Source organism: Brucella sp. BE17 (assembly GCF_039545455.1).
Taxonomy (GTDB): domain Bacteria; phylum Pseudomonadota; class Alphaproteobacteria; order Rhizobiales; family Rhizobiaceae; genus Brucella.
The window spans coordinates 1704320-1716618 of the sequence record NZ_CP154467.1; the positions used below are offsets into that span (position 1 = coordinate 1704320).

The window sequence follows — 12299 nt, forward strand, 5'->3', positions numbered from 1 at the left end:
TCACAGTCTTACCCTCGGATCAACCAGAATATAAAGCATATCGACGATGAAATTGATCAGCACATAGATTGCGGCAACCACAAGCAATGTGCCCTGAATAACCGGGTAATCGCGTCGGAGAACGGCGGACACCACCAGATTGCCAATGCCTGGCAGGCCGAACACAGTCTCTGTCACCACCGCCCCCGCAACCAGCATGGCAATCGACAGGCCGATGACGGTGATGATGGGAACGAGCGCGTTCTTGAAAGCGTGCTTGAGAATGACACGGCGCTCGTTTGCGCCTTTGGCGCGCGCGGTGCGCACATAATCATCGCCCAGAACATCCAACATGGCCGCCCTTGTGAAGCGCGTGATGAGCGCGGAATTGACAACACCAAGTGCCAGCGCCGGTAAAATGAGATGGTGCAGCCGGTCAAGAAAGCCAGTATCCGGCCCGCCATAGCCAGACGCTGGAAACCAGCCCATGCCGACGGCGAGCGTCTGGATGAGGATGAGACCAAGCCAGAAACTGGGCACACTGGCCGCGATCATCGTCAGCGTTACCACCGACTGATCGAAAAGGGTTCCGCGCTTGACAGCCGATAGAATTCCGACCGGAAGCGCAATCACCACTGCGATCAGGATAGAAAACAGGGTCAGAAAAAATGTCGGCTCGGCACGCGCGGCAAGCGCCTGCGTCACCGGCTGGTTGAGAAAAATGGATTGCCCCAGATCGCCCTGAAATATGCCCAGAACAAACTGGGCATACTGCACCAGAAGGGGTGCATCCAGCCCCATTCTGGCCCGCAGATCGGCAATGTCCTGCGGGGTCGCATCCGACCCCAGCATGACCGCTGCCGGATCGCCCGGTGTTACACGCACAATGATGAAAACAACGGTCACCACCAGAGCCAGCACAATCAGCATGCCGACCAGACGGTTTAACAGTGCCCAAGCGATCCTTTGCATGTTGAGTGCCTTACTTTTTCGGGGTCACATTCCAGAAATGCGGCCAGTAGGTTGGCGTATAATCGGTGATCGTATTGGCAACACCGGACAAGGCGTTGAAATTGCCAACCTTATAAAGTGGTGCATCGTCATAGATGACGGTCTGGATGCCTTCCCACGCTTTCAGCTTTTCCTCGTCCGTGGTGGCGTCCATATATTGTGCGACGGCCTTGGTCTTCTGGTCGGAAACATACCAGCCCGGATAGGAATCGGTGATCGTATTGATCGTGGTGGGATCGCCGGGGAAATTGGAATGGGTGATGAAAATGTCCCATTGTTTCGCATCGGCGCGGCGTGTGGTCAGTGTTGCCCAGTCCACGACCTGGAAATCAACCTTGAAACCGGCAGCTTCCAGATAGGCCTTGGCGACTTCGCCAATCTTGTAGTGGAACTCATATTGGCGACTGGTCAAAAGGCGGATTGGCGTGCCGTCGTAACCTGCATCCGCAAGGAGCTTCGCAGCAGCTTCGGGATCACCTTCGCCATAACGGGCGACACCTGCTTCCGTGTGCCAATAAAAGCCCTTCGGGAAGATCGAACCATCGACGCTGTAGAAGCGCTCGTCAGAAAAAGCTGCCAACATCATGTCGGATGCGTTCAAGGCTGCCTGCACCGCCTGACGCAGTTCCTTCTTGGCCAGCACGCCTTCCTTCATATTCATGTTGAGCGAAGCCCAGCCGGTATTCTCAAAAATAACGGGCTTTGCCTTATCGCTTCCCTCGATGCGTTCAAAAGTGCTCACGGGTAGGGAATCCGCAAAATCAAACTGGCCGGAAATCAAGCCTTCGACGCGGGTATTGGCATCGGGAACTGGCACGAAACGCAGTTCCTTGGCAATTGCTTCGCGTTTTCCGGCATAGTTGCTCGGCTCGCCTTCAGGCGATTTGTAATCCTCGAAACGCACAAGCTGCGTATATTGGTCGGGCTTGCGTTCCTTAAGCGCATAGGGACCAGTGCCGATAAATTTGGTCAGCGTATCTTCAACCGTCTCGGACGGAATGATGACGGACGCCTGAGAAAGCGTGGCCAGAAGCGGCGCATAGCGTGACTTGAGCTTGAAGATCACCGCATGATCGCCATCTTCGCTGAGGCTTTCGACAATTTCGGCGACCTGCTTGCCCTTGGTGTTGATCTCCATCCAGCGTTTGAGCGATGCGACGACATCCTTGGCGTCGAAATCGCTGCCATCATGGAATTTAACACCTTCGCGCAAGGCGATGCGGTAGGTCAGGCCATCTTCCGATATTTCGGGCATAGCTGCTGCGAGCAGCGGCACAGACTTCCACTCAGCATCATAGGTGAACAGCGTTTCAAAAATATGCTGATCAATGGTCAGCACGATATCCGTCGGCGTCTGCATGACATCGAGTGTTGGCGGCTCACCAATGGTTGCAATGGTCAGAACACCATCTTGAGCCTGGGCCAGCGCGATAGCGCTTGAACAGGCAAGAGCGGCTGTGGCTGCTGCAATCAAGAGACTTTTCTTCATGACTTACTCCCCTTTTTTGGATTGGCGTTTCGCCGCTCCCCTAATGATTAATCCAGTCCAAGCGGGTCGGCGACCCGTGGCCAAAGTTCAAGACTTGCCTTGCGATAGGGCGTTGTTGCCGGATCTGTCGGATAGGATGTCGGAGCCGCGATATAAACGATCTCCGAGGTGATTGGCTGAAAACCGGCCTGAAAATGGTTGGTCGACTTGACCAGCAGGAAATCCTTGGCGCGGAAATCAATATCCAGATTGGTGAAAATATCCGGCTCGTAGGTCTGCGAACGGCTGGTGATCAGGATGATATCGATCTTTGTTCCCACCGGTCGCACCACCGCGACGCGACCAAGATTGACGCGACTTTTGCGAAAACTCTGCCAGCCTGCATCCATCACTTTTGTAATTGTAACCGTGAGATCAAGCGGATCGCCGCCCTGCCATGATGATTTTCCGCCAATGCGAATGTCGAGTTCTGCACCTTCTCCCGCCGCATGACAGAAAGAGACGGCAATCGGGTCCCAGAGGGTCGCAACACCAAAATTATCAAGCCCACGCTCGATCATGCGGCGAATGATATAGGTCGCGTCTCCCGCAACACCGCCACCCGGATTATCCCAGATATCGGAGATGACGACGGGCAGCGTTGGATTTGCCTCACGCACCGCAATGGCATGATCAAGCCCGGCTTCCGTTTCAAACATCGGCATGGCTGTGCGCTTGCGCATGGCATAAAGCTCGTGCCCGAGGTTTTGAGCCAAGGTGTCCCCTTTGGCTTTGTCATTATCGCTCACAACGATGATGCGCGTACCCATGTCCGGTGCGTCCCCGGCCATGAAGCCGTGAATGACGGATACGGAAAGAATGCCATTCTTGCCCTGCAGGGCGACCAGACGGTCGACGAAGGAGCGCATCGGCTCACGGCTGGTCGGATAGATGGTGATCATGCGGCAATCAAATGTCGAGATGACCGGTTTGATCTCTCCGCGCAATGTGCGTAAAGCCAGATCAACGACATGTTCGCCGCGTTCTTCAAAATCCGTATGTGGGAATTCGAGGAAAGTCGCCATGATATCGAGATTGGCGACGCGCTTGGTCGTCAAATGGCTGTGCGGGTCGAATTCCGCTGCGATAAGCACGTCAGGACCGACGATCTCGCGCACACGCGCCAGAAAATCGCCCTCCGGGTCATCATATCCTTGCGCGACCATGGCGCCATGGAGCCCAAGCACAACGCCATCAACAGGCAAGGCAGCCTTCAACTCATCCAGAATGATGTCGCGCAAAGTCTCATAGGTCTGGCGCTGAATAAGACCCGCTGGCTCAGCCCAGCAGGATGTACCCTCAATGACGGTGAAACCTTCCGCACGGCCACGTCGACGCAGGATCGGCACCACGGACGAGCACAGTGTCGGTGTGTCTGGATGTTCACCCGGTCCCGCATAGAATGCCGCCCTGAACGCATCCATATCGGTTGGAACCGGTGAAAAAGTGTTGGTTTCTGTGGCCAGTGAGGCTGTAAAAATACGCATGCAATCGCCAAGCTTTAATGAGGTTGGAAAATCCCTCTCCGTCGCATCTGCCACGGTTGCAAGAATTTCATCATTCGACACGATTTATGAAAACGTCCTCGCAGTTCGCCTCTTATTTTGTAATTTATTTTCTTAATAATGCGAGAGTGAGGCTGTATGTCAACCGGATTTACGGGCCATTTCGGAGCCAAATTAGACGTTATGTAAATTTCATGAAATTGATTTTCATCGAAAAGAGTGTCATTCAATTACAGCGTCATCAAAATAAGACGACAATCGAACCGGTTAGCTGCAACAAGCCCGTCAAAGGCTGCGACAAGGAAAACACTGCGCGGTCCAATCATGAAAAAAAGAGCCTCACGGAAGCTCTTTTTTTCATGAAAATTTTGTTCGTATTTCAAGTCTACACAGTTCGGTGAAGCTTACCAGACCGTTCCGCGTGCGGCGACATCTTCGACACGCGTTACAACGCCGTCACGATGGAAAACCATCCGGTCAAACAAATTGCTGACGACGCAGGTATGGTTGGGAATGACCCGAACCATCGCACCAATGGCGGGAAAATCGAGTTTGCAGTCGCTGAGATCGACCACGGCGTGTTCTTCCGAAAGCGAGACGATACGCGCGCCTTCAAAGCCCTCAATAGCGCCAAAATCGGAAAACCCCAAAAGGTCGGATGTCAGCGCCTTGGAACCGCAGTCAAGAACCGCCCGGTTTTCAGCCGGGCGCGAAACAACGGTTGCCAGAATGTGCATGGCAAGATCGTTGGCGGTGCATTGCCCGGCACGCACCATGCTGCGATCATTATACACATAGGTGCCGGCACGATGCTCGGTTGCAGATGGCACCAGATTTGCAGAATAAAGGTCTGGTGAGCCGCCATTGGAACGGACCGGACAATCCAGCCCCTCTGCCTGGAGCTTTTCCATCGTATCGACAATAAAGCGCTCCACAGCCTGCGCGCCGCCGATAGCCGGATAGGTCAGAATACCGGCAAAGCGCAAACCGGATTGTGCGGCAATGAGCTTTGCCAGCGCAACAGCCGCGTCCGGTGTCTGTACACCACAGCGCTTGCCACCCGTATCGCATTCGACAAGCACGGACAGAGGACGTTCCGTATCAAAGGTTTCGGCAAGCCCTGCCACCACTGTCGCATTGTCTGCTGTTACCTTTAGCGCGCCGATCTTGTCATTCAACGCCTTCAGCCGAGCGAGCTTGGCTTTTCCCAGAATATTGTAGGTGATGAGAATATCGTCGAACCCCGCAGCCGCAAAAACCTCAGCTTCGGTGACTTTCTGGCAATTGATGCCCACAGCACCTGCCTCGACCTGCTGACGGGCGATCGCTGGAATCTTGTGCGTCTTGATGTGCGGCCTAAACGACTTGCCGCTCTTTGCGATATAGTCCTGTGCACGGGCGATATTCGCTGCAAGCCTGTCTTCATCAATAATGGGCAAAGGCGTTGGCAGATCGTCTATGCGTGTACCCACTTCGGGCCAGGGGAATGTCATCCGGAAACCTCTTGTCTCAGAAACCGTGTATATAATTTTCCTGAAGGGCAGATTTCTGCCGTTCGTGTTGACACTATTGCAGGTATTTTCCATAAATGTGTAATTATTTTTCAGAATTCGCGCCTGCATCGAAGGGACAACACGCTCCTATGGATATTATTCACGCGCTCAGCGATGAAGACGGCAGGCTTTCAGTACTTGAGAAAAAACTCGCGGGTTTTGTGCTCGACAATGTGGATTTTGTTGTCAATTCATCCATCAGTGAACTGGCTGCAAAAGTGAAGGTTTCCGCGCCGACCGTGACACGGTTCTGTCGCCATCTTGGCTGTCAGGGCTATTCCGACTTCAAGGTGCAATTAGCCAAAATAACCTATGTGGGACTGCGTTACCTTACACCGGAAACCCAGACCAGCAGCGTCGAAGAAGTTGCGGAAGATATCATCACCAAAGCGCAGAATGCGCTGTTTCAATTGCATCGCCAACTCGATCTCGAAGCGATCAGCAAGGCCGCTGACCTTTTGCGTGGTGCCAGTTTCATTCAGGCTTTCGGGGCAAGCGGGAACTCGGCGATGATCGCCAATGAGTTGCATAACCGGCTGTTCCGCCTTGGTTGCCCTATTCATTCATCCAATGACCACAGCATGAATATCATGCTCTCTTCTGCCGCCCTGCCCGGAACGGTGATGATCGGCTCGTCGATCACCGGACGCGATCCCGATCTGTTGCATTGCGTCAAACTCTTGCGGGAGCGGAGCATCCCGACGATCGTCATCACGCAGAGCAACTCGCCTCTTGCAAAAGCCTGCGATGTGCTCATCGCAATTGACCTTCAGGAAGGCAATAACATCTTCCGCCCGACCTCCACGCGCTATGCCTATCTCGCAGCCGTCGACATCCTGGCCAATATGGTCGCCTATGCGGATCGCAACCGTGCAGTGCGCATTCTACGCCAGATCAAGGAAGAACTCGTCCGCTCGCGCGATGGCGACGACCGTCAGGTGCTGGGCGACTGAACAGAAAGCACCGATCGCTTTTCAGTCATGTCCTGCATTAGAATGGGGACTCGTTCGCACCATCACCCGCGACCGATCACACTGCCAGAAAACCACCATCTACTGGCAAGGTAATCCCTGTGACCATCGCGCTGTCATCACCTAAAAGCAGCGCAATTGCCTGCGCAACATCTTGCGATTGGGCAAAGCGATTAACCGGATGGCGCACCATCATCGGCGCGCTTTTTGCGGGATCGCTCCATGCTTCAAGCGCCAGCTCGGTCAGTGTGATTGTGGGAGCAACCGCATTGACACGGATACCATGCGGTCCCAGTTCCTTGGCGAGAACCCGCGTTGCGCCTTCAAGCCCTGCCTTGGATGCGGCATAACACAAATGGTCCTGAAAACCGCGATGCCCGGCAATGGATGTGATATTGACGATAGCGCCGCCGCCGCCCGCTGCCACGCGCATGCGGGCAAACTCCTGACACCCAATCAGCGCTGCGCGCAGATTGATGCTCATAACTGCCTCATAACCGGCATCGCTCATATCAAAAACGCTCTCAAGAACATTGGTGCCTGCGCTATTGATGAGATAATCGCATAGCCCAGCCTCTTTGAACGCGTCACGCGCGGCTTTTACATCGGCCAGATCGACACGGATCGAACGACCGCCGATTTCCGCACGCAAGCTATCGAGATCAGACTGGGTACGGCTCAGCGCCACCACTTCTGCGCCACGATTGGCCATCAATTGCGCACAGGCGCGACCAATACCTTTGCCTGCCCCGGTAACAATGACGGTTTTTCCCGAAAACTGCATAGTAACAACCTCTTTGGCGAGATCCCCCGCCTGTTATTAAAACAATGAATTATGCTGATAGTGCCTGTGCCATGCTCTGACGTATATCTCGGGCGCTGTGCTGCAATGTCAGAAAAGCCTTATAACGTGCGTCATGCACTGCTCTGATGTCCGCTTGCGGCAGGCATTGTGTGCCGACGCGCGACATGGCTCCCATGGCCGTTTCCGTATCGGCAAAAAGAGCTGCCGCCATGGCGCCCAGAATTGCCGATCCAAGCAGGACCGGCTCATCGCAATCGATCACCTCGACGGGCAGGCCCGACGCATCGGCCAGAAGCTGGCGGATGAGCGGATGAGCACCAGCGCCACCGCTGATGCTGATGGCCTGAACCGGAGCGCCATTTGCGCTTTGCGTATCGATGATCTGGCGCAGGCCATAGCCAAGACCGCAAACACCGGCAATATAAAGCGCGACAAGGCTGTCCACCCCTGTCTCCATGCCCTGACCTAGAATCACCGCACGCGCCTGCGGATCGGCAAAGGGTGCACGATTACCCAAGAATTCCGGGACCACATGCAAAAGATCGGCGAGCCTTATGGCGTCGCTCGGTGAATTTGCTAGCATCAATGCCCGGTCACCAAGCCATTGCGGCAGGGATTTGCCTTCTGCTTTTGCGAGCATGCTGGCTTCGAGCGCTGCCGGTTGACATTGTACGAGATGATCGATTGCAGCACCCGCTGCCGATTGTCCGCCTTCATTGAGCCATTTGCCTGGCAGCATGGCCGAATAATAAGGCCCCCAGACACCGGGAACAAATGCGGCTTCTACCGTCGTTGTCATTGTGCAGGACGAGGTGCCAAAGACATAGGCGAGACATTTCACAGGATCGGCAACACCACCCTGAGCGCCCACCGTTCCCACGCCACCCGCATGGGCATCAATCAGTCCTGCGGCAACGGCAATGCCTGAGACGAGCCCCATTTCGGCTGCTGCATCGGCTGTCAAACCCTGGTTAAGGGCGGTGCCGGGTGCGACGATGCTTTGCCCTATGCGGGCAAAGTCATCGTCTGCGAGATCGCCCAGACCAATTGACCGAAAATAGTCCGCATCCCATCGCCCTTCATGCGCCAGATAGGTCCATTTACAGGTCACGGTACAGGAAGAGCGCTCAAGTGCGCCGCTCGCCTTAAACGTCAGAAAATCCGTGAGATCAAAAAAATGCCGCGCCTTAGCATAGGTTTCGGGATTATTTTCGCGCAGCCAAAGTAGTTTTGGCGTCTGCATTTCGGGCGAAATACGCCCGCCGACATATTTGAGTACATCATGGTGGCCTGCATTGATCCGCTCGGCCTGTTCGAGTGCGCGATGGTCCATCCACACAATGATATCGCGCTCGCTGTCGCTACTCACCGGGAGAATTTTTTCATCCGCGCCAATGACGACGAGCGAGCAAGTGGCATCAAAACCAATGCCTGCCACCGCAGTCGGATCAATACCGGCCCGTGCCACACTTTCACGAACGGCATCACATACCGCCCGCCATATCTGCTGGCTTGATTGCTCGACGAAACCGCGATCATCCCGATAAAGATCGAGCGCTCGTTTGGCTGTGGCCAGAAGCTTGCCTGAGCGATCAAAAACACCGGCGCGGGCGGAACCCGTGCCGACATCGACGCCAATCAGATATTTTGGGACCATTGAGATTTCACTCCGTGAAACGCGATTATACCCGGTCGAAATTGGTCGGCAGAACCAACATATCGCGGATCGTGACTGTGCGCTTGCGCGTTAGCATATATTCAACCGCATCCGCCACTTCGCTCGGATCGATCAGGCTGCCTGATTCTTTTGCCTTGCGCAGATTTTCCTCCGGCCAGTCGGCCAGAAGCGCCGACACCACCGGACCGGGCGAGACTTGCGCCACACGCACACCATGCGGGATCATCTGGCGACGCATGGTCTGAACGAAGCAGGTGACAGCCCATTTGGACGAAGCATAGACTGGCTCCCAATAGGTCGGGTAATGGCCAGCGATTGAACAGGTGACGATGATGTCGCCGGTCTTGCGCTCGATCATGTGCGGCGCGACGGCATGAACATTCTTGATGACCGCATTGACGTTGAGGTTGAGCATCTGATCGATGGCTTCGGCTGTGGTTTCCGTCAGATCGCCACCAATATAGGTGCCAGCATTACAATAAAGAATATCGATATGATCGACCTTCTTCAGGATTTCCGGCACCATCGCGGCACAGCTTTCCGCATTGAGCAGATCAGTCACCTGTGCGATCGCCTTCTCGCCAAGTTCGCTTACGAGCGCGTTGAGCGCTGCCTCATTGCGATCCACCAACACGACCGTGGCACCTGCGGCAAGCAGTGTCTTGGTCGTAGCCAGTCCAATACCTGAAGCAGCCCCCGTGATGACTGCAATCTTGCCTTGAAGCGATTCCGCCATTTTACTCTCCTGTCTATGCAGCCGGCCTGTTTCCGGCAGATTTTAAGATGATTAGCGCCACTCACGCCCGATATAGATGGCAAGCAATATGATTCCGCCCTTGATCACATCCTGCAGATACGGATTGATGCCCATCAGGTTGAGACCATTGTTCAAAATGCCCAAAAGGATCGCGCCGATCAGCGTGCCGAGTACCAGACCGCGCCCACCGGCAATAGCCGTGCCGCCTAAAACGACTGCGGCGATGGCATCAAGCTCGAAGCCCACGCCCGCATTGGGCTGGCCGCTCATCAGACGCCCGGTCAGAATAACCGCAGCCAGTGCCGATGTGAGGCCCGAGATCGCATAGACGGCAAGCTTGACACGCAGCGTCTTCACGCCTGAAAGCCGGGCTGCAGTTTCATTGCCACCCAACGCATAGACATGTCGCCCGAAGGCCGTTCTTTCGAGCAACACCCACGCAATCGCATAGATGATCACCATGATGATGACCGGCACCGGGATCATGCCGATGCGCCCGACGCCAAACCATGAAACCCAGCTTGGCAGGCCGCTGATCGGATATCCGCCGGAATAAATAAGGCCGAGACCGCGCGCCATGCCCATGGTGGCAAGCGTCACGATAATAGCAGGCATTCGTCCCCATGCGACAAGCACACCGTTGATGGTACCAATTGCAAGTCCGATGAGCAGGCCAAGAGCAAGAGCAGCACTTGCCGGGATCCCCGCATGCACCATGAGGCCGGAAGCAAGGGTTCCGACCAATGCCATGACTGCGCCGACAGACAGATCGATACCACCGGTGAGAATGACAAAAGTCATGCCGACCGCCAGCACCGCCACGATGGAGACCTGCCGCAACACATTCAAAATGTTGGAGACGCTGAAGAAGTTGTCGCTGGCAAGCCCCATCAGGAGAGAGACGACGATCAGGCCCGCCAAGGGCAGCACCAGCGGCGAATGCAGCCAATGGCGCAGTGAAAAGCCGCTCTTCTTTTCAACTGTGGCAATATTTGCATCATTGGACATAGTGCGGTTTCCCCGTTGTGGCCTGGGTCATGATTTCCTCGGACGTGATTTTCTCACCCTCAATCGTTGCGACGATGCCGCCGGAACGGAACACGCAAACCCTGTCTGACATGCCGATGATTTCGGGCAGTTCGGAAGAAATCATGATGATCGAATATCCGGCATTGGTGAAAGCGCGCATGAGGGCATAGATTTCTGCCTTCGCACCAACATCAATGCCGCGTGTGGGTTCGTCGAAAATGAGCACGCGCATGTCATGATTGAGCCAGCGTGCAATAACGACTTTCTGTTGATTGCCGCCCGAAAGCGTGTCGATGCGCGCATGCGGCCCCTGTGCCTTTACGCGCACCTGCTGCATGGCGGCCTTTGTGGCTTCCAGCTCTTTTTTGAGATCGACAAACCAGTGCAGGCGGCGATATTTGCCGTAATTGTTAAGAGAAATGTTTTGCAGGATCGAAAAGCTGGTGATCAGCCCCTGTTCTTTCCGGCTTTCCGGCAAAAGCCCGATGCCTGTTTCAAGCGCCTGATCGGGGCCGGAAAACCGTGTCTCCACGCCATCAAGCTTCATCTTGCATTGGACAGACGGATGCGCGCCAAGGATCGCCAGAACGCTTTCTGTGCGGCCCGAGCCAACCAGACCGGCAAAACCCAAAATCTCACCCTTGCGCAAATCAAAGCGCGAGACAGGGCCATTTTTGCGCAATTGCAGCGCTTCGACGTCAATAATGGGGGCCGTCGATACATCGACGACGGCTTTTGGCGGAAAGCCCGCTTCCAGACGTCGTCCGACCATCATCTCGACCAGACGGTCATTATCGACCTCGGAAACATCGCAGGAATTGATGTAATTGCCATCGCGTAAAACCGTGATCCGGTCGCAGATCTCAAAAATCTCCTCAAGGTGATGGGAGATGAAAATGATTGCCACGCCCTGACGGCGCAATTCACGCATCACCTTGAAAAGATGTTCGACTTCGGATGGCGTCAGCGTTGCCGTCGGCTCATCCAGAATAAGAATACGCGCATCGAGCGCCAGCGTCTTGGCGATTTCAACAAATTGTTGCTCGGCAACCGAAAGCCGGTTGATCGGCACATCCAGCCGAACATCCACGCCGAGCTTTGCCATGATTTCACGCGCACGGGTGCGCATCGCAGACCGGTCGAGAAGCCTGAGACGATTGCGCATTTCACGCGCCAGAAACATGTTTTCAACCGCATTGAGATGCGGAATGAGGCTGAACTCCTGAAACACAATGCCGATACCAGCACGGATGGCATCGTCGTAATCGGCGAAATGGCGCTCTTTGTCGTCAATCCAGATCTCGCCTTCAGAAGGGTGGAGGATACCGGAGAGTATCTTCATCAGCGTGGATTTGCCCGCGCCGTTCTCACCAAGAAGGGCGTGGACTTCACCCACGCGCACTTTCAGATCAACCCCGTGAAGAACCTCGATCCGGCCAAAGCTTTTTTTGATGCCTTTCAGCTCAAGCACGATTAGTTCCTA

Annotated in this window: 10 protein-coding genes; 1 reads left to right on the plus strand and 9 read right to left on the minus strand. The window is 54.9% G+C overall.

The features are described 5' to 3' along the window. The 4 genes from AAIB41_RS08270 to AAIB41_RS08285 all read right to left on the minus strand — a co-directional run bounded on the left by AAIB41_RS08270 (nucleotide 1) and on the right by AAIB41_RS08285 (nucleotide 5516). Nucleotides 1–942 carry an ABC transporter permease gene (locus AAIB41_RS08270; protein WP_343314716.1) on the minus strand — a complete coding sequence of 314 codons (942 nt, stop codon included), beginning with the start codon at nucleotides 940–942 and terminating at the stop codon, nucleotides 1–3. 19 nt (nucleotides 943–961) lie between these two features. Then, nucleotides 962–2479: an ABC transporter substrate-binding protein gene (locus AAIB41_RS08275; RefSeq protein ID WP_343312830.1), complete on the minus strand. Its 1518-nt coding sequence runs from the start codon at nucleotides 2477–2479 to the stop codon at nucleotides 962–964. A gap of 47 nt (nucleotides 2480–2526) precedes the next feature. Further along, nucleotides 2527–4005 (minus strand): M81 family metallopeptidase, encoded by a 1479-nt coding sequence (locus tag AAIB41_RS08280; RefSeq protein ID WP_343312831.1) that lies wholly within the window; start codon nucleotides 4003–4005, stop codon nucleotides 2527–2529. A 422-nt stretch (nucleotides 4006–4427) separates the two neighbouring features. Continuing rightward, nucleotides 4428–5516 carry a D-TA family PLP-dependent enzyme gene (locus AAIB41_RS08285; RefSeq protein WP_343312832.1) on the minus strand — a complete coding sequence of 363 codons (1089 nt, stop codon included), beginning with the start codon at nucleotides 5514–5516 and terminating at the stop codon, nucleotides 4428–4430. Nucleotides 5517–5665: 149 nt separating this feature from the next. Here AAIB41_RS08285 and AAIB41_RS08290 point away from each other — a divergent pair, with 149 nt between their 5' ends. Next, on the plus strand, nucleotides 5666–6529 hold the full coding sequence (locus tag AAIB41_RS08290) for a MurR/RpiR family transcriptional regulator (protein WP_343312833.1): 864 nt from the start codon (nucleotides 5666–5668) through the stop codon (nucleotides 6527–6529). 76 nt (nucleotides 6530–6605) lie between these two features. On the opposite strand, the gene AAIB41_RS08295 is transcribed toward AAIB41_RS08290, so the two are convergent. From AAIB41_RS08295 to AAIB41_RS08315, 5 genes are read right to left on the minus strand one after another with little or no spacing between them, the layout of a single operon-like run. Continuing rightward, the gene (locus tag AAIB41_RS08295; RefSeq protein WP_343312834.1) at nucleotides 6606–7331 is read right to left on the minus strand and encodes an SDR family oxidoreductase; all 726 of its coding nucleotides are present in this window, start codon (nucleotides 7329–7331) and stop codon (nucleotides 6606–6608) included. Between the two features lie 49 nt (nucleotides 7332–7380). Next, the gene (locus tag AAIB41_RS08300; protein ID WP_343312835.1) at nucleotides 7381–9009 is read right to left on the minus strand and encodes an FGGY-family carbohydrate kinase; all 1629 of its coding nucleotides are present in this window, start codon (nucleotides 9007–9009) and stop codon (nucleotides 7381–7383) included. Between the two features lie 25 nt (nucleotides 9010–9034). Then, nucleotides 9035–9766 carry an SDR family oxidoreductase gene (locus tag AAIB41_RS08305; protein WP_343312836.1) on the minus strand — a complete coding sequence of 244 codons (732 nt, stop codon included), beginning with the start codon at nucleotides 9764–9766 and terminating at the stop codon, nucleotides 9035–9037. A 51-nt stretch (nucleotides 9767–9817) separates the two neighbouring features. Next, entirely contained in the window at nucleotides 9818–10795 is a 978-nt protein-coding gene (locus tag AAIB41_RS08310; protein WP_343312837.1) for a ribose ABC transporter permease, read from the minus strand. Beyond that, nucleotides 10785–12287, minus strand: a complete 1503-nt coding sequence (locus tag AAIB41_RS08315) for a sugar ABC transporter ATP-binding protein (RefSeq protein ID WP_343312838.1) — start codon at nucleotides 12285–12287, stop codon at nucleotides 10785–10787. The genes AAIB41_RS08310 and AAIB41_RS08315 overlap by 11 nt, the downstream gene beginning before the upstream one ends. Between the last annotated feature and the right edge of the window lie 12 nt (nucleotides 12288–12299).